The organism is Pontibacter sp. LHS2 (assembly GCF_058932845.1).
Window position 1 is genome coordinate 315,167 of sequence record NZ_JBZYWG010000001.1, and the last position, 24,180, is coordinate 339,346.

General features: G+C 48.4%; 22 protein-coding genes. 13 read left to right on the plus strand and 9 right to left on the minus strand.

The genetic code is table 11. The features are described 5' to 3' along the window. Position 1: 1 nt before the first annotated feature. Together pseC and pseB are read right to left on the minus strand one after the other, a co-directional pair. Positions 2–1,198 carry a UDP-4-amino-4,6-dideoxy-N-acetyl-beta-L-altrosamine transaminase gene (gene pseC / locus AC5FX6_RS01320; RefSeq protein WP_493595222.1) on the minus strand — a complete coding sequence of 399 codons (1,197 nt, stop codon included), beginning with the start codon at positions 1,196–1,198 and terminating at the stop codon, positions 2–4. A gap of 23 nt (positions 1,199–1,221) precedes the next feature. Next, positions 1,222–2,241, minus strand: a complete 1,020-nt coding sequence (gene pseB / locus AC5FX6_RS01325; RefSeq protein ID WP_493595223.1) for a UDP-N-acetylglucosamine 4,6-dehydratase (inverting) — start codon at positions 2,239–2,241, stop codon at positions 1,222–1,224. Positions 2,242–2,464: 223 nt separating this feature from the next. Between pseB and AC5FX6_RS01330 the strand changes: the two genes are divergently transcribed. From AC5FX6_RS01330 to AC5FX6_RS01350, 5 genes are all read left to right on the plus strand, one after another. Further along, a complete protein-coding gene (locus tag AC5FX6_RS01330) occupies positions 2,465–3,562 on the plus strand; it encodes a glycosyltransferase family 61 protein (RefSeq protein ID WP_493595224.1) in 1,098 nt (365 codons plus the stop codon). 118 nt (positions 3,563–3,680) lie between these two features. Beyond that, positions 3,681–4,163, plus strand: a complete 483-nt coding sequence (locus AC5FX6_RS01335) for a hypothetical protein (protein WP_493595225.1) — start codon at positions 3,681–3,683, stop codon at positions 4,161–4,163. A 102-nt stretch (positions 4,164–4,265) separates the two neighbouring features. Further along, positions 4,266–4,475, plus strand: a complete 210-nt coding sequence (locus tag AC5FX6_RS01340) for a hypothetical protein (protein WP_493595226.1) — start codon at positions 4,266–4,268, stop codon at positions 4,473–4,475. Positions 4,476–4,825: 350 nt separating this feature from the next. Next, positions 4,826–5,332, plus strand: coding sequence for a hypothetical protein (locus AC5FX6_RS01345; RefSeq protein ID WP_493595227.1), 507 nt, complete (start codon positions 4,826–4,828; stop codon positions 5,330–5,332). A 126-nt stretch (positions 5,333–5,458) separates the two neighbouring features. Then, entirely contained in the window at positions 5,459–6,700 is a 1,242-nt protein-coding gene (locus AC5FX6_RS01350; protein WP_493595228.1) for a S41 family peptidase, read from the plus strand. 35 nt (positions 6,701–6,735) lie between these two features. On the opposite strand, the gene AC5FX6_RS01355 is transcribed toward AC5FX6_RS01350, so the two are convergent. After that, positions 6,736–8,070: a glycosyltransferase family 4 protein gene (locus AC5FX6_RS01355; RefSeq protein WP_493595229.1), complete on the minus strand. Its 1,335-nt coding sequence runs from the start codon at positions 8,068–8,070 to the stop codon at positions 6,736–6,738. A 259-nt stretch (positions 8,071–8,329) separates the two neighbouring features. Between AC5FX6_RS01355 and ffh the strand changes: the two genes are divergently transcribed. Continuing rightward, the gene (ffh, locus tag AC5FX6_RS01360; RefSeq protein ID WP_493595230.1) at positions 8,330–9,670 is read left to right on the plus strand and encodes a signal recognition particle protein; all 1,341 of its coding nucleotides are present in this window, start codon (positions 8,330–8,332) and stop codon (positions 9,668–9,670) included. Positions 9,671–9,755: 85 nt separating this feature from the next. Here ffh and AC5FX6_RS01365 read toward each other — a convergent pair whose 3' ends face one another. Then, complete coding sequence (locus AC5FX6_RS01365) at positions 9,756–10,232, minus strand: nucleoside deaminase (protein ID WP_493595231.1); 477 nt, start codon at positions 10,230–10,232, stop codon at positions 9,756–9,758. A 412-nt stretch (positions 10,233–10,644) separates the two neighbouring features. On the opposite strand from AC5FX6_RS01365, the gene AC5FX6_RS01370 reads away from it, so the two are divergent. Together AC5FX6_RS01370 and AC5FX6_RS01375 are read left to right on the plus strand one after the other, a co-directional pair. Continuing rightward, a complete protein-coding gene (locus AC5FX6_RS01370; protein ID WP_493595232.1) occupies positions 10,645–11,304 on the plus strand; it encodes a hypothetical protein in 660 nt (219 codons plus the stop codon). A gap of 24 nt (positions 11,305–11,328) precedes the next feature. Then, positions 11,329–12,222 carry a PhzF family phenazine biosynthesis protein gene (locus tag AC5FX6_RS01375; RefSeq protein ID WP_493595233.1) on the plus strand — a complete coding sequence of 298 codons (894 nt, stop codon included), beginning with the start codon at positions 11,329–11,331 and terminating at the stop codon, positions 12,220–12,222. A 6-nt stretch (positions 12,223–12,228) separates the two neighbouring features. Here the strand turns inward: AC5FX6_RS01375 and AC5FX6_RS01380 are convergent, their stop codons facing one another. After that, a complete protein-coding gene (locus tag AC5FX6_RS01380; RefSeq protein WP_493595234.1) occupies positions 12,229–12,792 on the minus strand; it encodes a DinB family protein in 564 nt (187 codons plus the stop codon). 206 nt (positions 12,793–12,998) lie between these two features. Here AC5FX6_RS01380 and AC5FX6_RS01385 point away from each other — a divergent pair, with 206 nt between their 5' ends. From AC5FX6_RS01385 to AC5FX6_RS01395, 3 genes are all read left to right on the plus strand, one after another. Continuing rightward, positions 12,999–13,718, plus strand: a complete 720-nt coding sequence (locus AC5FX6_RS01385; protein ID WP_493595235.1) for a class I SAM-dependent methyltransferase — start codon at positions 12,999–13,001, stop codon at positions 13,716–13,718. A gap of 73 nt (positions 13,719–13,791) precedes the next feature. Then, positions 13,792–14,742 (plus strand): YihY/virulence factor BrkB family protein, encoded by a 951-nt coding sequence (locus AC5FX6_RS01390; protein WP_493595236.1) that lies wholly within the window; start codon positions 13,792–13,794, stop codon positions 14,740–14,742. 108 nt (positions 14,743–14,850) lie between these two features. Next, on the plus strand, positions 14,851–15,252 hold the full coding sequence (locus AC5FX6_RS01395; RefSeq protein WP_493595237.1) for a hypothetical protein: 402 nt from the start codon (positions 14,851–14,853) through the stop codon (positions 15,250–15,252). A 201-nt stretch (positions 15,253–15,453) separates the two neighbouring features. Here AC5FX6_RS01395 and AC5FX6_RS01400 read toward each other — a convergent pair whose 3' ends face one another. Together AC5FX6_RS01400 and AC5FX6_RS01405 are read right to left on the minus strand one after the other, a co-directional pair. Next, the gene (locus AC5FX6_RS01400) at positions 15,454–16,437 is read right to left on the minus strand and encodes a pyruvate dehydrogenase complex E1 component subunit beta (RefSeq protein ID WP_493595238.1); all 984 of its coding nucleotides are present in this window, start codon (positions 16,435–16,437) and stop codon (positions 15,454–15,456) included. A 73-nt stretch (positions 16,438–16,510) separates the two neighbouring features. Then, entirely contained in the window at positions 16,511–18,298 is a 1,788-nt protein-coding gene (locus AC5FX6_RS01405; RefSeq protein ID WP_493595239.1) for a tetratricopeptide repeat protein, read from the minus strand. 130 nt (positions 18,299–18,428) lie between these two features. On the opposite strand from AC5FX6_RS01405, the gene AC5FX6_RS01410 reads away from it, so the two are divergent. Next, positions 18,429–18,647: a PspC domain-containing protein gene (locus AC5FX6_RS01410; protein ID WP_007654962.1), complete on the plus strand. Its 219-nt coding sequence runs from the start codon at positions 18,429–18,431 to the stop codon at positions 18,645–18,647. Here AC5FX6_RS01410 and AC5FX6_RS01415 read toward each other — a convergent pair. After that, positions 18,642–19,664, minus strand: coding sequence for a glycosyltransferase family 2 protein (locus AC5FX6_RS01415; RefSeq protein WP_493595240.1), 1,023 nt, complete (start codon positions 19,662–19,664; stop codon positions 18,642–18,644). The two genes, AC5FX6_RS01410 and AC5FX6_RS01415, sit on opposite strands and share 6 nt — an antisense overlap. Next, entirely contained in the window at positions 19,654–19,989 is a 336-nt protein-coding gene (locus tag AC5FX6_RS01420; protein ID WP_116544553.1) for a YbaB/EbfC family nucleoid-associated protein, read from the minus strand. Before AC5FX6_RS01420 ends, AC5FX6_RS01415 begins: the two co-directional genes overlap by 11 nt. A 524-nt stretch (positions 19,990–20,513) precedes the next feature. Between AC5FX6_RS01420 and AC5FX6_RS01425 the strand changes: the two genes are divergently transcribed. Continuing rightward, positions 20,514–24,170, plus strand: coding sequence for an outer membrane protein assembly factor BamB family protein (locus tag AC5FX6_RS01425; protein WP_493595241.1), 3,657 nt, complete (start codon positions 20,514–20,516; stop codon positions 24,168–24,170). Positions 24,171–24,180: the final 10 nt, after the last annotated feature.

A 24,180-nucleotide genomic window follows, 5' to 3' on the forward strand; every position in this document is an offset into this window, starting at 1 on the left:
ATCAAGCCTTGCAAAACTCCTTTACCTTCTCAATCACGTATTGCTGCTCCTCCTCCGTCAGGGTCGGGTACATGGGCAGACTCAGGCAAGCCTCGTAGTAACGCTCGGCCATCGGGAAGTCGCCTTTTTTGTAACCCAGACTGCGGTAGTAGGGCATGGTATGGGCCGGTATGTAGTGCACCTGCGCAAAGATCTGGTGCTCCCGCAGGAAGTCATACAGCCCCTTGCGGTCAGCCACCTGGATCACGTAAAGGTGGTAGGCGTGACCTGTCTCACCCGTCTCGGTCAGGGCAGCCGGATTGGTGCCTAGTACTTCTATTCCTGCTGCTCCGGCGAATGCCTCGTCGTAAACCCTGGCGATCTGTCTTCTGCGGACCATTCCCTCGTCGGCGCGGCTCAGCTGCGTGATGCCCAGGGCGCAGAGCATATCGGGAATGCGGTAGTTATAGCCCAAGTCCTGCATCTCCATGTACCAGCCGCCGTGGTTTTCCTCTAAAAGCCCCGGATCGCGGGTGATGCCATGAGTGCGGTAAAGCAATAGTTTCTTGTAAAGCTCCTCGTCGTTGGTGGTCACCATGCCGCCCTCGCTCGTGGCGATGTGCTTGACGGGGTGGAAGGAGAAGATGGCCAACTCGGCAAAGCGCCCGTTGCCGCAGAATTGCTTCTCGCCTTTACTGTCTATATAGAAGCCGCCGGGCGAATGGGCTGCGTCCTCGATGATCCAAAGCCCGTGTTCGTCAGCCAGTTTACGGAGCTGCTCCAGGTTCACGGGGTTGCCTGCAAAATCCACCGGAATAATGCCGCTATAATAGCCCTTCGGTTTGCTCTCCAGCATCTGACGCACCTGCGCGATGTCAATCAGGGCCGTGGCTGGATCGATGTCGCAGAACTCGACGGTGCCGCCGCAGTAGCGCACGCAATTGGCCGAGGCCACAAAGGTAATTGGGGTAGTGATCACCCGAGACTGTTCGTTCACACCCAGCGCCATAGCGCAAAGGTGCAGAGCCGCCGTGCCGTTGCTCACCGCCACAGCATACTTGGCACCCACGTATTTTGCAAATGCCTGCTCAAACTCCGCTACTTTCGGTCCCTGCGTCAGGTAATCCGACTGCAGTGTCTCCACCACTGCCCGTATGTCGGCCTCAGTGATGTGCTGGCGTCCGTAAGGTATAGGGCGCATTTGCTTTTCATTTTGCATAGCTGTGGAGGAAATTCACTTAATCACACACTAAAATTCGGATCCACGTGCTGGCGGATCTGGTCGCGGAGTTGCTCTACGCTGAGCCAGTCACTGTTGGTGCCGGAATTATACTTGAAGCCTAACTCTACCATCTTGCCATTATGGGCCTTGATGAAATCCTCCACTGTCCACAGCGGGGTAGAAGGAACGATAACGTAGTACTTGTCCAACTCCACAGTACTGAGCGAGTCGGTTTCGGTGATCATCTCTTCGTGTAGTTTTTCGCCTGGCCGTATACCTACCACTTCCTGCTTGCAGTTCGGTCCAATGGCTTCAGCCAGATCCGTAATTACATAAGAAGGAATCTTTGGAACAAAGATCTCTCCGCCCCAATGGTGCTCCAGCGCATGGAATACCAACTCAACACCTTCTTCCAACGAAATGTTGAAACGGGTCATCTCCGGATGTGTGATTGGCAGGACACCTTCTTCGCGCTTCTTCAAAAAGAAAGGCACCACAGAACCTCGGGAGCCGATCACGTTGCCGTAACGCACGACTGAGAACTTGATGTCACGCTTGCCTTTCATGTTGTTGGCAGCCACAAACAGCTTGTCAGAGCAAAGTTTGGTAGCACCATACAGGTTGATCGGAGCAGCGGCTTTATCGGTAGAAAGTGCCACCACATGCTTCACGCCTGTGTCGAGGGCTGCGTTGATGATGTTCTCAGCACCAAGTACATTCGTTTTGATGCATTCCATCGGATTGTACTCAGCGGCTGGCACCTGTTTCATGGCAGCGGCGTGCACAATAATGTCGATGCCCTCACAGGCACGCTTGAAGCGGTCACCATCACGTACATCGCCTATGAAGTAACGAACAGAATTATACTTGCTGTGCGGGAACACCTGCGACATTTCGAATTGCTTGAGCTCGTCACGGGAGTAGATCACTACACGTTTTACGTCCGGAAAACGGGCGTACACCATCTCCACGAATTTCTTTCCAAACGAGCCCGTACCGCCCGTTACGAGTATAGCTTTATTATTTAGGTCTAATGCCATGCTAATTTTTTGCTTAATACTAAGGCGCAGCATCAGTAACCCACGCCAAGCTGCAAGTTAAATATTTAATTGCTCAATCTTAATTGATAAATTGTTGGATGGTTAAATTGTTGCTGGCTAATATTGGAATGAAGTTCTTAATTTGCATGAATTGAGGGAAGCAGATTATAGACTACCGGGTGCGGATACTTCGCTTATTTAATTCAAAATCCAAAACTTCTCCATGTTAAAAAAGGCTTTTTTCGGCGTGCTCCATGCCTTAGGTTACTACTCCCGCTATACCTCGGTGCTGCACCACCCCAGTAAGAAGGTGCTATCGCCTAGCTACGTGCTACCCTTTAATGAAGTGGAGACCGGGTTTCTGGAAGATTCTGCCCGCAGCTTTAACTATGCTATTGATTATAGCTTAGGCTACCGGCAGAAAGAGCAGTACCTGATCCGGCTACCGGATGTAGAGGTGCTGGGCAACTCCGGTGCCGTGGTGCTGGATGGGAAAGTAGTAGTGGAATCGGTGGGGGAGGTGAGTCGGTTGGCCAAATCAGATGCTTTTAAGGAAGTGTCGCTGCTGTTGCCGAAGAAAAAGAAAGGTCGCTATACCTCTGTGCTGCACCTGCCTTGGTCTGACCAGAATAACTACCACTGGTTTTTTGACTGTCTGCCACGGTTATACCTTGTGCTCGAACATACAAAGGAGCCCATAAAAGTGATCATGCGCAGCGACATGGCACCTTACCAACTCGAAACACTTGCTTTTATGCTGAAGGACTACCCTCAGGCAGAAGTGGTATACATCGGCAAACACGAAAAATGGCAGGTAAAGGAGTTCATGCTTCCTTCTTTTGTGGCTAACGCGCAAAGTGGCTATCTGCCTCGGGAGGTGGCTGACTGGCTGCGACACAAGGTATGGCAGGGATACGGCGTGCAGCAAGGCAACCGCAAAAGACGCATTTATATTAGTCGCGACAAAGCCAAAACCCGTCGTGTACTGAACGAGCAGGAGCTTTTGCCACTTCTTGAGAGGTACGGCTTTGAAGTGGTTCGAGCAGAGGAGCTAAGCTACCAGCAGCAAGTGCAGTTATTCTATGAAGCGGAAGTGGTAGTGGCACCACATGGCGCTGGCCTGACTAATCTGCTTTTCTCGGAGCATTGTCAAGTGCTGGAGTTTCATCCGGCCAATTTGATCAAAACCCACTACTTCCTGCTCTGCAAAGCCCTTGGTTTTAGATATAATGCTGTAGTCGGATCTACGGGAGATAGACTGGAAAACTACACCGTATCTATTCGGGAAGTAGAGGATTGGTTAGGAGGTATAGGGAATTGAGAATATTTAGTTAAATTAAAGTTTGGTGTAGTAATTCAGGTATAAACCAAATTCTTACATAGGGCAGATAGTGGGAGTAGGAACTCCTGCTAGCTGGTAGTTGGGCAAAATTGTAATCATGAAGAAAAAGTTGATTTTCCTTTTAAGTATCTCTTTCGCTTCACTTGCTTCGTGTGTTGAACCAGAAGCCCAGCAAGAAGAAAAGGCAAATGGTAATATTGGGCTCGCTGGACCCGTCACGAATGGAAAGTCAGAAATTGTTGATACAAGATGGGTGAATACGATAACAAGCCCTATCGGAAGTTGCAGCGATTCGCTTCACTTCTTAAGCAATAGAGAAGTGGTGTTTTATGACTGTGAAATGGACTGGCACTTCGATGCGAACTACTCTATTTCAGGGGATACAATTAACATTGCAATTGTTGAAGCACAATTTGAAGTAGACAACTATAAAGAATTTGAGCCTTCTTCGGTTTGGAAACTAAGAAAGACTGATGGGCAATTAGTAGTCTCTTCTATCGTGCTTCTAAGAAACAATAATTGGGAAGAAATATCAGCTGAAGATTACAAAAGAATTGGTGATTTCGAGAAGATAAAATAACTCTGCCCAACCCAGTTCAGCCTTAACCCTCGCTATGCTTCGGGCTTCGGCTGCACAAAGCCGTTAGGCTCCATACTAAGCTCCATACTAAATAAATTTAATATGAATATAGAACCATTTGGAAACCTTAGTTACCGTCGCAAGGACAAAGAATGGTTCGGAAATGTTGACAATATTTCACCAGAAAATAAAGTCGAACTAGGCATATTGGTTGACGATAACCAACAAGACATCTCTGATAAAATAATTCTTATCGAACAGCTTGCGCGTGATTATGGAGAAGTTGTATCAATTAGCTTGCCTCAAGTATAAAGATACAAAATGGGAGAAACCATTGAATGAAATAAAGAAAACGTACTTCTTAACAGGAGTAGAAATACAAAGCGATAACAAAACTTGGAGGTTAGTGTTAGAGCCTAATTTTAATGTTGAATCTATATATGACCAATTTCTGCGGTTTACAATGGTTGACCGTGAAATTGTGTGGGCAAACTTTGATATCAATACAACAGCCTAACAAAATATATACTTCATGCTTCGGCTAAAGTCTCGCAAGTAGCTTATACGAGAACCGTTAAGTCTGATCACAAAAATGAAGAAGTGTTCTGCTTGACTTGCGACAAAATATTGTGCTATCGAAAAGCGTCCTAAGGGTCCACTCTATGAAATACTATAACTTCAAAAGAAGAAGTCTTTTCTCAGGCCCGCATTTGTTAGGACTCTTGTTTATAGCTGCAGGTATATTTTCAATAATTAGTCCTGCTATTTTTAATAGCGGTAGTTCCTTAGAAAGGGCTTTTTATGTTGGACTTGCTGCTATAGTACTTGGAGCCTTGATAGTGTCATCCTATAGCGGTACAGTGATAGATTTCAACAAAAAAAGGGTGAAGGAGTACTTCTCAGTTTTAGGTTATCGATTCGGAGAATGGGAGGCTTTGCCCAATATTGAGAGAATAGCTGTTGTTTCCTCCAATCATAAAGCTTCAAATACGCCTAATGGTATCAGCCCCACATGGTCAGGAACTGTGACTGATTACAGGGTATTTCTGTATTCAGAGAGCCCCAAACCTATATTCTCATTCTCGTTTTCGGATAAAGAACGAGCAGTAAAGACAGCCAAACTTTTATCTGCAAATCTGGATGCACACTGTGAATTAAGAAGTGTGTAGCAAGTTAATTTCTGTTTTGATCCCTCTCATTAAAATCGAATCATAAAAGAAAAGTGGGTATGGTTGCAGCAAAGAAGAAACCAGACTTAACCACATCTTTATCGCACCATAGAAGACCGATTGCTCATGAAACAACTTTACCTTTCTATTTTCATCATCCTGTGCCTCTTCTCTGGCTGTACCACCTCAGCCCCAAATTTTCAGAATATTTACATCACTGATCTGGCGCACAATCCGGCCGAGTACCTTGCTAATTTTAAGGAGATTCATACTGTTGTTGAGAGTAAGCACCATTACTTGACAAGCAAGGGAATTCACAAGGATTCACTGTTTGCAAAGTACTCGGCGTTAATTTCAAAAGCCGAGGATAACGCTACATATGGCAAATTAATACTCCAGTATTTCAGTGAATTACAGAACGGACATTCGAGCGTGTATTTCAGGCGAGACTTTGTTAACTGCGATGCGGCTCTCATTGAAAACCGACTATTCTTCACGAGCGTCCGTGAAAAGCTTTTCATAAAAGCAGGTATAAAAGAACGAGATGAGATCATCGAAATTGATGGTATGCCGGTAATTGAATGGCTGGAACGGGAGAAAACTTATGTATCTGCTTCAACAGCACAGGGCAGAAAGGCTTTTGCAGTCGATAACAACCTCTTTAGGAGTTATTTCAAAAACACCCGCCACTATTTGATCCAAACGGCAGATGGCTTAAAGGAGGTCTCCGTGCATTTTGATAGAAGCACTTATATACCTGTGCCAGGCTATACCTTGGCAGCAGGAAAGAGCCTGACAGACCGGGTTGGGTATATTGCAATCAACGGAATGAAAGGCAATGTAACTGAGCAGTTTCTGCAGCATTACCTCAGCCTGAAAGATAAGCCATATCTGATCATTGACCTCAGGTATAACGGCGGCGGAAATTCAGCTTTGGGTGAAAAGATGGCGGCCTATCTGGTCAAGAAGAAACATATCGCCAGTGTGTCAACCAATCCGATCAGCCCGGTAAAAGACAGCTACAAGGGAAAGCTGTTTGTGCTGACAGGCGGCTATACCTTCTCTTCCGCTGAGAGCTTTGCCATTGACCTGAGGGAAGGGGGAGAAGCAACGCTTATCGGAACACCAACCCATGGCGATACCGGCAATGGGGCCACAAACTTTGTCACCAGCCAGGGAATGGCCTTCCGCATACCTACCCGAAAACCTAGGGTTTCCTCCGGCGGCTTTCCAATGGAGGGGAACTCAATACCACCTGATTATTTGGTTGAGGCTACAGCAGAAGATTTCCTGAAAGGAGAAGATAGCGTCCTCAATTATACCTTGCAATTGATCAACCAGCTCTCTGAGTTAAAAGCAGAGAAATAGGAGTTATATACCCTGAAATTCATGAGCGATATTGATTAAGCATTTGCCTTAACCACCAACCGTTTTACCACCTTGGCCAGCTTCTCCGTCAGCGCTCTTCTCGAAAACTGAGAATGGTTGATGTAGGGCAGGTCGAGGTTTGGGTTGATGGTCCAGGCTTTGCTTGTCAGCATCATATGATCGAGCATAAGGTCATAAGCTGTGTAGTGAAACAGGCGACCGGCACCGCATTCGTCAATGATACGGTCCGTGTCGGAGTGTACAGGGCCCAGGCAAAATATCGGTTTGTTCGAGGCCAGGTACTCAAACAGCTTACCCGGCACATTAGAGTACACGGCCGGAACATCGGCGATGGCCATGAGCAACATCGTACTTTCCATCAGGTACTTAATGGCTTCGTTGTGCGGCACATGCGGCACAAATTCCGCTATACCTTCCAGTCCCGCTTTGCTGATGCGCTGCTTCACACCCTCCGATACCTTACCTACAAAGCGCAATCTATACCTGATGTCAGTGTTTACAGACCTCAGTTGAGCTACCACCTTTAAGAACACATCAATGTTGTAGTTCTCTGTGATCGTACCGGTATAGGTGATCAGAAACTCGTCCTGCGGTGGGGTAGAAGGGTAAATGAAGTCATCCTCATCGTAGCCGTTCGGGATCACATGGATCTTATCCGGATTGATCTTGGCCGGTTTGTTGAGGAAGAGTCGTTTTGTGTCTTCGCTCGTCACAATCACAGCATCGGCCTGCTCCAGCACCTGCAACTCATACTTCTTGTCAATGCGCTTGGCAATCGGGGTATGGTAAAGCTGGTCGTAGTAATGAATGTTCGTCCAGGGGTCGCGAAGGTCCGCGATCCAGGGCAAGCCATACTTTTCTTTCAGTTTCAAGCCGATCAACTGGGTGGAGTGCGGTGGGCTGGTCGTCAGGATAGCCTGAAACTTACCTGCCTGCAGTAACTCGTCCGCCTTTTTGAGTGCGTGTTTGTTCCAGCCTACCCGGGCATCAGGTATAAACAGGTTGCCGCGCAAAAATTTGAATACCTTGTCCATCAAGCCGGTTTTGGCTTCTTCATTGGCAAAGCCACTGTAAGGTATTTCTTTCTTGCCAGAAAGCTTTTTGTAATACTCAAATGGCTCGGACGTGGCAGTACGGTATACAGCTATACCTTCAGGTACTTCCCTTGCAAATGTATGGTCGAGCACCGGATAAGAGGCTTGTCGTTCATCTACCGTCAGTACGCTTGGCCACACACCTGAATGTGGCAGGTGCTTGCAAAATTTCAGCCCACGCTGCACGCCTGGCCCACCTGAAGGAGGCCAGTAATAGGAGATATATAGTAAATTGATTAGGTCTGTTTTTTCCAAAGCAATCTGTAAAATAACTTCTTTCCCAAAGATAATGAATACGTACTTAGGAAAGAATTATGATGAATACACGAATTCACAATTAAATCACCAGCTTGCCAATCTATGCAAACTTACGTGAAGGTATAGCGCACCCAGTAGCCTGAGCTTTCACAGACTACTCGCTGCCTTTACCTAATGTTTCATTTGGTATTCATCATTATTATAGCAACTATTCCTGATATTCCTTAGTTTTGTAGGTAAATCCAGAATTAGAGAGATGTTTGATAATTTAAGTAACAAACTAGACCGCGCCTTTAAAACCCTCAAAGGCCAGGGAAGCATCACCGAGATCAACGTAGCGGCCACCATCAAAGAGGTACGCCGTGCCTTGGTGGATGCTGACGTGAACTATAAAGTAGCTAAAACAGTAACCGACAAGATCAAAGACGAGGCCATGGGCCGCGATGTATTGATCTCCGTATCACCGGGCCAGTTGATGGTGAAGATCGTGTACGAGGAGCTGACCGAACTGATGGGCGGCCAAAAGCAGGATATCAACCTGAAAGGCGAGCCGGCCATCATTCTGATCGCTGGTCTGCAGGGTTCTGGTAAAACAACCTTTACAGGCAAGCTGGCTAACTACCTCAAGAAACAGGGGCGTGGTGTGCTGGTGGCCGCCTGCGACGTGTACCGTCCGGCTGCGATCAACCAGCTGCAGGTGCTGGCTGAGCAGGTGGGTGTAGAGGCCTATACCGAACTGGAAAACAAAAATCCGGTTCAGATCGCCCTCAACGCGGTTGCGCATGCCAAAAAGACAAACAAGAAAGTAGTCATCATCGATACCGCCGGTCGTTTAGCCGTGGATGAGGCGATGATGAAAGAAATAGCCGAAATCAAGGCAGCCGTTAAGCCAACCGAAACCCTGTTCGTAGTGGACTCCATGACGGGCCAGGATGCAGTGAACACAGCCAAGACATTCAACGACCGCATCGACTTCGATGGCGTGGTATTGACGAAGCTTGACGGTGACTCACGCGGTGGTGCGGCCCTTTCGATTCGTGCGGTAGTAGAGAAGCCGATCAAGTTCATCTCAACAGGTGAGAAAATGGAGGCGCTTGATCTGTTCTACCCGGATCGTATGGCCCAGCGTATCCTCGGCATGGGTGACGTGATCTCCCTTGTAGAGCGTGCCCAGCAGGCTTTTGACGAGGATGAGGCCAAGCGTATTAACAAGAAGATCCGCAAGAACCAGTTTAACTTTGATGACTTCCTGACGCAGCTAGAGCAAATCAAGAAGATGGGTGATATCAAGGACTTGGTAGGCATGATCCCTGGTGTTGGCAAAGCGCTGAAGGATGTAGAGATCGATGAAGGTGCTTTCAAGCCGATCGAAGCGATCATCAAGTCGATGACACCACAGGAGCGTGAGAATCCGGACATGATCAGCGGCAGCCGTCGTGCCCGTATCGCGAAGGGTTCCGGTACGGATATTACACAGGTGAACAACCTGATGAAGCAGTTCAACGACATGCGCAAAATGATGCGCTCCATGAACAAGATGGCAGGTACCAAAGGCGGTATGGCCAACCTTGCCAAAATGATGGGTGGTCGTAAATAAGCAATTCTGGAGATAACAGCAAAAGGGCTGAGCTTTCAACGGCTCAGCCCTTTTTATTTTGAGGTTCTATACCTGATGGATTATTTCAGTATACCTGCTTGTTTTCTTTTTTTGCCCAGCGTTTGAAAGCCTCCTGCGCTTCTTCCTGTAGCATCTGCTCCATAGGTATAAAGCGGTCTGGTGCGTCCTTCTCTATCTCGTTGTAGATAAACTGATCGTCAAAGCCAACAGCTGCCGCATCGGACTTCGAGTTACCATAGTATACCTTGCGTGGGCGGGCCCAGTAGATGGCACCGAGGCACATAGGGCAAGGCTCACAGCTAGTGTATAATTCGCAGTCTGTTAGCTGAAATGTGCCGAGAGCCTGGCAGGCTTTACGAATGGCGTCGACTTCGGCATGGGCAGTAGGGTCATTAGTGGCCAGCACGTTGTTATACCCACGGGCAATGATCTCGCCATCGCGCACGACAACTGCTCCGAAAGGGCCACCAAACCCGGCCTCCATTTTTTCAACAGAAAGCCTGATCGCTTCCCGCATGTAGTTTTTCTGTTCGTTTGTCATATAATTTGCTTCACTTTGCAGCATACGTAATCCCGGTAGTATCCGGTTAGGGATATACCTGAGATGAACACTGTCGATTAAAGCGGGAAAAGACCGGAATAGTTAGTTAGATGCTTATCCAAATTTCTATTAGATAAGTATATATACAAAGCAATAGCTTACACTACACTTGTGCCTTTTAACGCATACTCGTAGTGCAAGCTATTCTAGCTAGAGCCGTTTGCCTGAACACAAACTGGCGGTATTTTGAGAGGTATAGTATTTACTTATGTAAGTATATGATTTATTAATTGTATTTTAATAACCTTTCAAAACTTAATACGAACCATATGTAGTATTGGTTTAAAACAGCTTAAATACGTAAGTATATTTTTTTGCTGTTTCAATATTGATTAGAATTGCCTGATTGTAAATGAATAAGAGATTTATGGTGACAAAACCTTATAAGCCCATTGTACGGATTTTTGGAAGTAGATCGCAGCGTCTCAATTGGGGTGTTATTGCACTTTTTGTTGTAATGCTGATGAGTGCCTGTACGGCTACACGCGAACAGGAGATAGAAGGGGATGTGAATGAGTTCCGTTCATGGGTTAATTCACAGACCAACAAGCTAGAAGAGCGAACAGAGGAGGATTGGAAGCGAACAAAAGAAGACTTTAGACGCAGAACCCAGGAGCTCGATCGCAAGCAGGAACAGTTTTCTGAGAAGCTGCGGGCCGACTATCAGCAAATCAAAGAAGACTTTAAAACCCGTGAGAAAGAGCGGGACAACATGGCCAGCAACCAGGCACGGCTTAGTAAGTGGGAGCGTGACCTGTTAGGGCAGTATGCCAATGGCACCTCCCTGAGTGCTGAAAATGTAGAGCTGGCCTATAAAAATTTTATGAGCAATGTGCGCGCCAGGCACAAGACCTGGGAGCAGCAGGACTGGGAAATGGCAGCGGCAGTGCTGGAGGAGTTGAATCAGCGCAAAGAAGCATTTGATGAATTATTAGACGAGACAGAAGTACGTATTAAGGCTCTCCAAATGGAGTTTGCCACACTTAAAGAGAGTGAAACAGCCAACAACTAACACCCACTAATTAGCACACACCCTATGGCCAATTTTGAAACCTTACTGCCTGAGCTATACCTAGTCAAGGCGTTTACTGAGCATCCCAATGGTGGCAACACTGCCGGCGTCGTCCTTTTTGCGGATAGGCTTCCGCGTGAGAGGCGCCAGAAGATAGCGGCTATGCTTGGTCTTTCTGAGACAGCTTTTGTGTCTGCTTCTGAAATTGGGGATGTGAAAGTGGAGTTTTATACACCCCTGAAACAAATCCCGCATTGCGGCCATGCGACTGTAGCCGCCTTTAGCCTGTTATGGAAGAAAGGTCTGCTGTTAAACGGCAGCGCTGTAAAAGAGTCGATTGAGGGTCCTCGACAAATCAGTTTTGATGAAGGGAAGGTATACCAGGCACAGCTCCCGCCACAGTATACGAGTCTCGAAGCAGCAGATCTCAACACGCACCTGATTACCACAGCGCTTGGACTGCCCGAAGGATTTGTATATCCATCAGTTCCGATTATCGCCAGCACAGGTGTTCCTTTCCTGCTAGTGCCTGTACCTGACGAGAGCACCCTGCATCACCTGCAACCTGATCAGGATCTGGTGCGCGCGATTTCAGACAAAGCGGGTTTGGTTGGTTTTTATGCGTTTACTACCGAGACGGCACAGGCCGATGCAAGCGCCCGTATGTTTGCCCCAAGCTACGGTATACCTGAAGAGTCAGCCACCGGTATGGCGGCAGGCCCACTTGCCTGTTACCTGCACGATCACCTGCAGTACGAGAAAGCCAGCTTTGTCATACACCAGGGCTACCACATGCGTCACCCCTCACCAAGCCAGATTGAGGTGCTGTTGCAACTCGACGGAGAGGGGCAAATCACAGGCCTGCGCGCCGGAGGGCACGGCCTGGTCATCAGACAAATGGAGCTGGGCGACTTTTAGATCCGGCTACTGCAGCCACTGCTTTCGCAGGTTGGTAATCTGACGGGCATGATGATCAAAGTGGTCCTGTAGAAATACCAGGGTCTGGGAGATCGTGAGCATACCTGCGTACGGATGCCGAAACACGCACTTATCCAGTAGGTGATGAGGGAGCTCGGTCAGTGTGTCCTCAAGTTGATAGCGTGCTGCATCCCATTGTATGTGCAGCGAATTGAGATTCGACTGAGCAGGCACCTTTGATACCACAGCAGGCGCCTTGAACTTCATACCAGAATGAAGTGCGACACGAAGCAGGAAGGATCGGAAGCTGTGAGCCAGGGAGGCTGATTCCAGTTCTTCTTCCTGAATTTTACGCTGTATGTAGCTATTTGTCAGTTGCTCTACCTGAATCAGGTGGGCCACAATCTGGTTGATAGACCATTTGTCAGGGGCGGCAGGTCGGTTTAGAAGTTCTTCGTCCAGCCCTTCCAGCTCGTCGATTAGTCGGTTACGCGACTCCTGCAGTTTTAAATAACGGCTTTCAAGCAATGGATTCATCAATTGAATGTGGCTAAATAGTGCTGTGCTCATAGGTATACGTAGGTATAGGTCGGTTATTGCTTGCTAAGCTACATAAATTTCTGATTAGTGCAACAGGTAATGCTGTATTTTTACTTCTAATTGTCTGATAATAAGGCCGGTGATTTAATATGAAGTAAAATATATAATTGGATAAGTTCAACTTTTGTAAAAGAAAGGCTGATAATCATTTACTTTGTAAAAATATTCAAGATACCATGAAGATTACCAATGACCCTGTAGGCGCTGCTATTCAGGACTATATGGCAGGAAGCCGGGAAGCAACCATTGTGGTGGAGAGTAACTTGGCTGAGGATGATGAGATAGCGGTAGCCTACCTGTTTCGGACAACCGAAGAGATGCCGGAACTCGAGTTGCTGGCGTTGGAGCAGTGCCAAGGGCGGGTACTTGACGTAGGCGCTGGTGCTGGTTGCCACAGCTTAGCACTGCAGGAACGCGGTGTAAATGTGACAGCACTCGATTTATCAGCTGGAGCGGTGCAGGCGATGCGGGAGCAAGGTGTACAGCAGGTAGTGCAGCAGGATATTTTCAAACTGGAAGGTGAACGATATGATACGCTGCTGCTGCTAATGAATGGCATAGGTATAGCAGGTGATCTGGAAGGATTGGAGCGGTTCCTGGAACACGCTAAATCGCTGCTTATCCCCGGTGGGCAGCTCCTGCTTGAGTCGTCTGATATCCTGTACATGTTTGAAGAAGAAGACGGGTCGGTGCTGCTTGACCTGAATGCGGGCTACTATGGCGAAGTGTTATACAACATGCGCTACAAATCCCACCAGACAGGCGAGTTTAAATGGCTGTTCATAGATCCTGCGATACTTGAAGATTACGCCACAGCGCACGGCTATACCTTTGAGCAGCTTTACGAGGGTGAATACGGCAACTACCTGGCCCGATTGGTACTGCAGCCTGACTAGCATGACACTGCTTTCTTAAATCCTGTAATAGGCTTTGCCGTATGGGATTACTTAAGAGACACAGAAAGCAGGTATGCAAAAGAAGCTTAAAACAACATGGGAGCTAACCAAGCGGACTTTTAAAAAATTCTTCGACGACAATCCGCTGGATTACGCCGCCATTATCGGCTTTTATACCATCTTCTCATTGCCAGCTGTCCTCATTATCACCATCCGCATTGCGGGTGCTGCTTTTGGGCAGGATGCAGTGCGGGGGGAAGTCGTAAATCAGGTTGGCGGCATTGTGGGACGCAACAGCGCATCCCAGATCCAGAGCATTATTGAAAATGCCAGCCAGTCGGAGTCGAGCGCGATTGGAACAATCGTGGGGGTGCTGGTGATGGCATTTAGCGCTACTACTGTTTTTGTGGCGCTGCAGGACTCACTCAATGCCATGTGGAAGGTGAAAGCAAAGCCAGATAAAGGCATTATGAAGCTGGTACTCGGCCGTATCCTGTCACTGGCGCTGGTAGTCAGTTTTGGGTTTCTGCTGCTCGTCTCGCTTTCCGTTGATGTGGTGCTGGGACTAGTGTATGATTACCTGCGTCAGGAACTATCAGGTATAGCGGTATACCTGGTTACTATTGGAAACATACTGGTCTCTATTGCCATTGCCTCCGTTATTTTTGCAGCCATCTTCAAAGTGCTGCCTGATGCTAAAATTCGATGGCCCAATGTGTGGGTTGGTGCTATCGTGACGGCCATTTTATTCACACTTGGCAAATACATCCTCAACATTTACTTTCAGCACGATCCGCTGGCCGACACTTACGGCGCAGCGGGTTCGCTCGTGCTTATTTTGGTTTGGGTATACTATACCTCGATTATCTTTCTGCTTGGAGCAGAATTTACGCAGGTATATTCCGAAGAGCATGACCAGGGCATAAGACCATCCGATACAGCCGTGAAGGTAGAGAAGCAGGAGGTAGAAGAAGATCAGGACACTGGCAAAGTAGAGGTAAAGCGGAAGTCAGGGCTAAACTAAAGGGATCTCAATTGGCTCTGAACAAACAATTTTTGGCTGAAGCGTATAAAACAGGCAGTTGTAAATGAAACAAGAGATATAGTATTAGAAAATTAAAAAACCAAAACTATGAAAAACCTTAAATCAGTATTCGCAGCCTTTGCGCTATTCTCCCTATTTCTATTCAGTTGCCAGGATGGCGGTACCGATACCACAGATAGCACCACAGCTACAATGGAGTCACAGCATGATGGCTCAAATGAAATGGAATCACAGCATGGCGAAGCCAGTTCCGTAGCATCTGGCACGTATCAAGGCAGAGTGAAAAAAGTAGAACCTGAAAGGACTGAGATCTATGTGGAAACTGACGATAACCAAACACTCGAACTTTATTTTAGAGAGACGACTACGCTGACCAGAAACGGTGAAACAGTTACATTCGACCAACTGAAGGAAGGCAGTAGAGTAGAGGTACAGGTCGAAAATGAAGGCGAACACCTAAATCCTATCGCTGTAAGAATACTGGATTAGAAACAGGAAAGATCTGCTCATTCGATGTAGGCAGTTACTTTCAATTTAATTATTAAAGACTTTAGGAGGACCTTGTATATTTTCCTCACCAGTGACTTCACATTAGCAGTAGCAAATCCTATCAAGAAAGTTTCTATCAAGAAAAAACGCCCCCTGACTCAGAAGCCAGGGGGCGTTTTTAAATTTATGTGAAAAAGCGGGTTAAGCTTTCTTATACATTACTTGCTTCACTGCTTCAATCGTACGCTCCACGTTTGGAAGGGAAGCTTCGATCAGAGTAGGAGCATAAGGAAGTGGCACGTCGCGGCAGGTTACACGCTTCACTGGCGCATCCATGTAATCGAACGCGTTGCTCTGAATGTGGTAAGCCAGCTCAGCAGAGATAGAGGCCAGTGGCCATGCTTCTTCCACTACCACCATGCGGTTGGTCTTCTTTACAGACTCGATCAGTGTTTTGTAATCGATCGGACGTACAGTGCGCAGGTCAATCACTTCAGCGTTGATACCGTCTTTTGCCAGTTCTTCAGCAGCAGCCAAGACAACTTTCATCATTTTGCCAAACGAAACGATGGTTACGTCAGAGCCTTCGCGTTTGATGTCAGCTACACCGATCGGAATCAGGTATTCTTCTTCAGGCACCTCGCCTTTGTCGCCGTACATCTGCTCCGACTCCATGAAAATCACAGGGTCATTGTCGCGGATAGAAGACTTCAGCAGACCTTTAGCGTCATAAGGGTTTGAAGGAACTACTACTTTCAGACCAGGGGTGTTGGCATACCAGTTTTCGAAGTTCTGTGAGTGCTGAGAAGACAGCATACCTGCGCTACCAGTCGGGCCGCGGAATACCATCGGGCAAGAGTACTGACCACCTGACATAGACATCATTTTGGCGGCAGAGTTGATCACCTGGTCAATAGCCACCAACGAGAAGTTGAAGGTCATGAATTCCACGATCGGGCGCAAGCCATTCATTGAGGCACCTACACCAATACCGGCAAAGCCAAGCTCAGCAATAGGAGTGTCAATTATGCGCTCCGGACCAAATTCGTCCAGCATGCCCTGGCTCACTTTGTAAGCACCATTGTATTCGGCTACTTCTTCACCCATCAGGAATACGCTCTCATCGCGGCGCATTTCTTCTGACATGGCTTCACGAAGGGCTTCTCTAAACTGTATACTTCGCATATAAATGTTATAATCTCGGTTCTGTGGGTAAAATTAAGATAAGTCTGTCAATTTGCAATGTATAGCGCACAACTTATCGTATCATCGCTTCCCGAAACGTCTGTTTGCCATGGTAAGCGGCAAACTCCGGGTCATCAAAAGCACGCTCCATGTAGCTGCGGTCCAGTCGGATGGCCCGTCGCAGGTGAATGTTCATCATTCCTTCGTTCTGCTGGCGGGCACCTACAATAGCCAGGGAATAGTGTGCCAGCGCATCATCGGGTTTCAGTTCCAGTGCCTTTTCGTAATAGCCACGGGCTCCGTCGTAGTTTTCCTTCAGCAGATAACTTAGCCCCAGGTTCATGTTGGTCTGATAATCGTCGCCAGAATAGGTCAGGCTGCGGATAGCCTCGTCGTAGCGCCCCATCTCCATCTCCAGTGCGGCCTTGTCAGTGAAGATACGGTGCAAAAGTTCCTGCTCACCACCCAGCCGGATGGCGTAGTCGTAGATCTGCAGCGCTTTCTCGCGCTCACCACGCAGATGATAAGCACTGGCCAAGGCGTAATTTACGTCAGCAGTTGGGTTGCGGAAACCGGCAAAATTCAGATTGTGAATCGCTTTGTCGAGCAGTGCTTCCCGGGCCTTGGTTCGGTAGTCTTTGCGGGCCATCTCGGTATAAACCACGCCTAGGTTGTAGTAAGCGGGCCATTTGTCTGTGGTTTTCACGGCTGCTTCATACAGCTTGCGACGCTCAGTCAGCAGGGGAGTCAGAGTAGCAGCATACTGCAACTCTTCGGCAGTGAGCACATCGGCGCTGGCAGATTCGTCGGCAATGCGGCGGGCCAGCAGGTATAGCTCGTAGTCTGACTTGCGGGCGCGGTTATAGTCCACCTCCACACGTGCAAAGCGCATGGTAGGGTAAACGTAGCGTCGGATATAATCAAAGGCAGCGCTCTGCTGCAGGGCATCCGCTTTCTGCTTATCGGACCCTGCATCCTGAAAGATTCGGGCCACTTCCTGCTTCTGTGCTTTCGGGAGTGCTGACTTATTCACACGTTCCAGCAGTGTACTCCAATCGGTTGGTTCCGTTTCTGTACTGATCTCTACCTTTTTGCCTGAGTAGTCGAGTGCACTAACCTTACTGCGATAGTAGTCGGCCAGGGCTTTGGCTCGCTTCTGAGCCAGATCAGTGCCGTTTTCGTTCGGCGCCTGGCTTCCTTTGATCTTAATGGTTTGCTGTTTTACCGTATCCATGGCGTACTGGTCCAGCACGGGCAGGTTCTCACCGAGGTAGTTCTTCGTGGCAAACTGATTATCGTCAAAGTAAAACAGAATGCTCGCAGGACCTTCGGCTATGGTTTTATAATTGTCAGGCACGTAGGTATAGTCATTGCTGCGCACCATCAGCAGGGCGGTGGTGTTCAGTCCTGTTGCCACCTGTTCTTCCGGGGTATAGGCTACGCGGTCACGCTTGCGCTTGTCAATCGCAGTGCCCTGTACCAGGAGGCGGCCTTTGTTTTTGTGCGGGGCGTATGGGAAGGAAAATTCCTGTGTGATGGTCGGGCGGCGGTTCTCGTACAGATAATTGCCAATATCGAAGTTGAATGCACCCAGGTGTTCGCGCTGCTGGCCATCGGCTTCGTATACTACATCGATCTTGTAGCGGTAGTCCTGGTTGTTTTTGAGCATCTTCTCAGGCAGGGTTGCCTTCATCTCAAAAACTACCTCTTCACCGTTGGCTGCAAGAGGATTAGGGGTGACTTCTATTTCCTGCTTTTCAGCCTGCTTTACCATGCGCTGCAGTGTACAACCAGTATTGGTTGCGAACATCACCACGGCGAGTGGCAGGAACAAAGCGGCGTTTTTTTTGTTGTGTTTCATACCAGATTAGGGTAACCAACGTAAGATATAGCTGGGGGCATGCGTTTATACCATGCAATGCCACGATTTTTGTCAATATTTTTGATGGAAATCTAATAATTTCCTACTTTTAAAATTAAATCAAACGAAAGTGAAAAGGCTACAATACTTTATCGAATCTCAGGCTTTTGGTGTCTGCGCCATGTTGGGAGAGAAGCTTGGAATAGCCTCTAGCAGCATACGCCTATCCTTTATCTACATTTCGTTTTTCACACTGGGCTCGCCGATTATCCTTTATTTCATTATGGCCTTCTGGATGAACGTCAGCAAGCACCTGCGCCGTGAACGCAGCACTGTTTGGGATCTATAAATCCCGCACTGTGCGTCGCTGGCGCACAAAGTACTGCCACACAATACTTCCTTTGTAAATGCCCGTCATCGCTGGAAAAGTACCTTTCAGCTGCTGTTCCTTCCTGCGATTTCGCCAGTACTTACTTTTGCGCAGCAAGTCAGCATGCGCTTGAAGCACTGCTTTCGCGTCGGCAGTTTGTCCTGCCAGCAACATGCGCAGGGCCGCTACCCAGTCCAGCAGAATGCGGATAACAACAGTTGAAAACAGCTCGCCTGCCGGCAGGTTTTTGTACAATAGCGCCATGCCATTGCGAAAGTTCAGGTATGTTTTGCGTGGGTTCGACTTATGCAGCGTGCCGCCTCCCACATGGTATACCTGGCTGTTCCCATTATACATTACCTTATAGCCCACGTTCTTGGCCCGCCAGCAGAAGTCAATCTCCTCCATGTGCGCAAAAAAGGCAGGCTCTAATCCGCCCAATCCATGATAGACATTGGCCCGAACGAACATGCAGGCACCCGTTGCCCAAAATACCTCTAGCACATCGTTGTACTGCCCTCTGTCTTCTTCCAAAGTCTCAAAAAGTCGTCCCCGACAAAAAGGGTATCCTAAGGCATCCAACATACCTCCGGCAGCACCGGCGTACTCAAAGAAATCAGGGTGCTGCTGTGAAACGATCTTAGGCTGGCAGACGGCAATGTTTTCGTCAGCTTCCATTAAACCGATGATCGGCTCAGTCCAGCCCGGGGGCACATGCACATCCGAGTTGAGCAGCACATAGTACTTGGCCTCTACCTGGCGCAGGGCAATGTTATACCCTGCGCAAAAACCGTAGTTATCGTCGTTTTGGATGATACGCACCTCCGGGAAGTGCGCTTTCAGAAAGGGAATGGAGCCATCGGTCGAGTTGTTGTCGGCCACGATAACTGCACAGCCCGGACTGTTTTCCACCACCGATGGCAGGAACTCCTGCAAATAGCGGAGCCCGTTCCAGTTAAGTATAACAATAGCCGTGAGGCTGGGATTAGAGACCAAAGTTTCCTAAATCTAAACCAGGGATGTTAGGTAAAAGGCCTTCTGTGCTCTTCTTCATTTCTTCCTGCGCACGCTCGCCCGCTGTCAGCATGGCATTGTTCACGGCTGCTACCACGAGGTCGTTCACCATGTCGCGGTCGTTGGTGTTCAGAATGGAGTCGTCGATCTCTATTTTAAGGAGTTTGCGCTGCCCATTCACGGTCGCCTTCACAAGGCCCGCGCCCGACTCGGCTGTAACGGTAATATGTTGCAGGTTGTCCTGCGCTTCTTTCATTTTGGCCTGGACTTCTTTCATCTTGCCCATCATGCCCATCATATCAAACATAGTCTATCTTCTTTTTGGTGTACTACAGGTATAAACGTCCCTTCGGTGCCGAGGGGTATACAAATATACAAGCATATATTTTAATCGGGAAATTATGGGCCAGCACGGCTGTTAACCGAGCCCGATAGTTGAATTGAAACGAAGCTATGCCCGGAATTCGGATGGGTATACTAAATAAGTACTCAAACTATAATATGACATCTCCTTTATATTTGGACTCAATTTACCATTTGTATTTGCTTTAAGAGTAGTCGGCTATCCGACGTCATGTGAGATGCTTCATTTGCAAGTGTATCTTTGTATTATCAGCAGAGGATAGATGCAAAATTCACCCAATCGGTACCAGAATATTTTCGTATTATAATACAGGTTATTCTTTGCTCTGCCTGATTTTGGGGCTTTAAGGTAGCGTATACCTGCGTCCTGTTGATTCATTCACCCTCCTTACTTCTTGTTTCCGGAATAACATTGCTCCGGCGTGTGGTTGGTACTCCGTGCTATGAATTAAATTTTACCCAATGTTTATGTCAGTTTCTTTACGCATGCCCGGAAGGGGCTATGAAATTCTTTTTGCTGTTATATTTCTTTTTGCGCTGAATGCGCCTGCTGCGGCACAACAGGTTACGGAAGAGTGGGAGAAGCGCTACAACAATGACTTTCCTACCTTTGAGTCAGGAGCCCTTATTGCCACCGATGCAGCCGGTAACACTTATGTGGCCGGCAACAGCAAGAGCACTTCTATGGATGCTCCTTCCAATTTTGATGCTTTTGTAGCGGCTAAGTTTAGTCCCACTGGCGAACTGCTTTGGCAGCACCGTTTGCCTCTTTACCAGTATCCGTATACCTTGGTGGATGTCACGCTAGACGAAACGGGTTTTTACGTAGCAGCGTCCACAGTTGACGTGGGCTCCAGAACAGCCGTGTATTTGGTGAAATATAATCTGTCAGATGGCCAAATGCTTTGGCAGGAATTGGAGACCCCTTTTAATACCATAACAGGTATACAAATATTGGCAGACATGAGGGGAGGCTTGTTTATGGTGGGCTCTGTTTATTTTGAAGCTCCCGGCGATTTCTCCACGCTTTATAAATATGATGCCTCGAGTGGCGAAAGGCTTTGGCGGGAAAGCTTATCTGGCAGCACTAACCCAGCTGACTATCAACACCTGGCAGGTATAGCACTCGATAGCCGAGGGGACATTTACCTGACCGGAAGCATAGGTGTCAAGGAGAATGCCAGTCGCTCCCTTACAACAAAGCGAAGCGGCGCAGATGGTTCTTTGGTTTGGCAGCAGCAGCATGACACTGCCCTGCAGAACCGTGCTATGCAACTTGCCCTGGATGATGCAGGAGGCGTCTTTATAGCAGGAATACAGTATGCGGCCGAACCCAATAGTCCGGAAGGCAGTTTCCTGATCAGGTATGACGCAGCGAACGGCAGCCAGGTATGGCTGCAGCAACTAGCAAGCTCGGGAATACCTGAGCAGTTGCTGGCTGACGAGGCTGGCGGTCTATACCTAAGGGGCACTGTGGCAGAAGGAAATGAAATATCAAGGTATAGCGCATCACGTGGTAATCTGAACTGGTCAAACCTGTTGCAGGAGACTGTCGTCGACATGGACTCTGACAGGGCAGGCAACCTATACCTGGGAGGCAATTTTACCGGCAATAGGTATGTAGTGCGCAGGTACAGCGGAAATAGCGGAGAGCAAGATTGGGAATATACCTCTCCAGACGAAACCAATGCCATGCTGGAAGACCTGTCTATTTCTAAAGCAGGTACCTTGCACCTGGGCGGCACTACAGGCGCCGGAGAATCCCATCTATTTGCATCCAGCATCCAAGCGGCCCGTGGAGAACCTATCTTCTATACTCCTTTCATCAACACAACTCCGGGCACTGACCGACCTGCCGGTTTGACCACAGATAATGCAGGTAATGTATATATCACCGGCGTATCTGAGCGGAGTGACTTACCAGGAGGAAGCAAGTTCGTTATCATACTCAAGTATTCACCTGAAGGAGAGCTTCTTTGGACACAGCAACATGATGACAACCTGGCTACCGAAGGCCAGCATTTAGTGGTAGATGCCATGGGCAGCGTGTACGTGATGCTGGAAGAGCGTAATAGTAGTGATTCAGGTGCTGCTATTGCGTTGCTCAAACTGGACAGTGCAACTGGGGAGCTTATCTGGAAATCAACCCATCGCCCTGCCGCCTCCAATGCGGGCCAAGAATTGCGTTTGGATAACCAGGGGAACCTCTACATTATGGGAATGGTCCGTTATACGCCCAATGTGCCTATTGAGCATTTCATTAGCAAGGTTGATGCAGTAACAGGAGAAGGCATCTGGACAAAGAGGTATAGTCCTTATCTGGGTGATACGGAGTTTCTGGAGTTGGCTGCCTTTACGCTGGATAAGGTAGGTGATGTGTATGTGACGGGCAGTATGCCAGCACCGGGAGTTGCCAACAATCTGGTGTTGGCCAAATACGCCGGTACAGATGGAAGCCTTGTCTGGCTCAAAGAGTACAATAGTCAGAACCGACAAACGGTCCACCGTGCATCCGGTGTAGCTGTGGACACTACAGGTGGTGTATATGTAGCTGCCTTTGATGACCTGAACACAGATGAACGTGTATCTTATATGCTCAAGTTCAGTGCTGAAAGTGGCGCATTCGTGTGGCGACAGCCCACCATCGACCAAGGCACAACACCAGGCCGCTTAGACAACTTGCAGGTCGATAATGCAGGAGGAGCGTATGTGACTGGCTTCATAAATGGCGTGCCGCATGTGATAAAATTCAGTGCAGAAGAGCCAGGAGTTGTGTGGACAGCACCTTTTCAAGGTGTGCTATCAGGAATTGAGCTTGATCAGGAAGGAGGCATCTATGTCACGGCCAGGAACACAGACGGGGTACACACCACCAAATATCGTAAGTCGGATGGGGCCAGGATATGGGAGGTGGTAAAGTCTGAATTATCGGACTACGGACTTTTGGCCCTGGACAATGAGCGAAACGTGATTGTCACAGGCGCCACGTTATCACTTGCCACAAACCTCGACATCCTGACTGTGAAGTATAGCCAAGGAGAAGTACCCACCTGTGCTATACCTGTAAACGTGCAGCTATACCTGGCGCCTTATGCCATAAGGGCCGGTTGGGAGGCACGCACTACCGCCGATTTTTCTCCTTACATTCTGCACGAAGATACTGGTGTGCGCTGGACCTGGGGCGACGGTTCTGAGCCGACAATGTCCTATACCGCTTTTGGGACATCCCGCATTACAGGCAAACATACTTATACTCAGGCTGGCATCTATCAGGTGGGACTCGACTTTACAGAAAGTTGCCTGGAGGCAGCCAACGATGACTACAACCAGTGGCACATTATTTACGACCCCGAGGCGGGCCATGTGAAAGGTACAGGTAGCATTGCGTTGGCCCATTTCGGACTGGGAGGCATCCCCCAAAACCATAAGCTAGAAGCGGAGTTTTCCTTCTCCGTGCGGTATCAGAACAAACAGGCCACTAAGCCACAGGGCACTGTGCAGCTTACTGTGAACAAGCAGAAATTCTCCCAAAGTGGCGCACTCGACTGGCTTGTGATTACAGGAAACCAAGCCATCTGGAAAGGCACTGCCCAGTTGCAGGGTATCGGGCGCTACGGATACATCGTATCGGTGCGTGATGCGGGCGGCAAAGGCAAAAACGATCCCAACGACCAATTCCGTATCCGCATCTGGGACATGGACCGCGGCAATGCTCTTGTATTCGATAACTTTGAGGCAGGAGGCGACATTTACGACCTGCGCAATGAAACGGGGCCTCGTATCGGCTGGGGTAACATCGTCATCAACGGGAAAGATAAGCAGGACGACCTTATTGCGGGCCGAAGAGATGGTGCGGAAGGTATGGTAGCCAGCTTACAGGTATATCCGAACCCCGCTGTTTCCGAGGCAACCTTGCGCTTCGCGCTCGAACAGGAAAGTGACTACGCTATCTCGCTCTACGACCTGAAAGGGGCGCTTGTGCAAGAGGTAAAACAGGGCAGAGCCCTTGCAGATGAACAAACAGAAATACACGTTAATGTAGCTAATTTGCCGAAAGGCATATACCTACTGCGCCTCAGCAGTGACAATCATCATGAATCGGTCAGACTTGTATTGACCCAATAAACATAGCCGC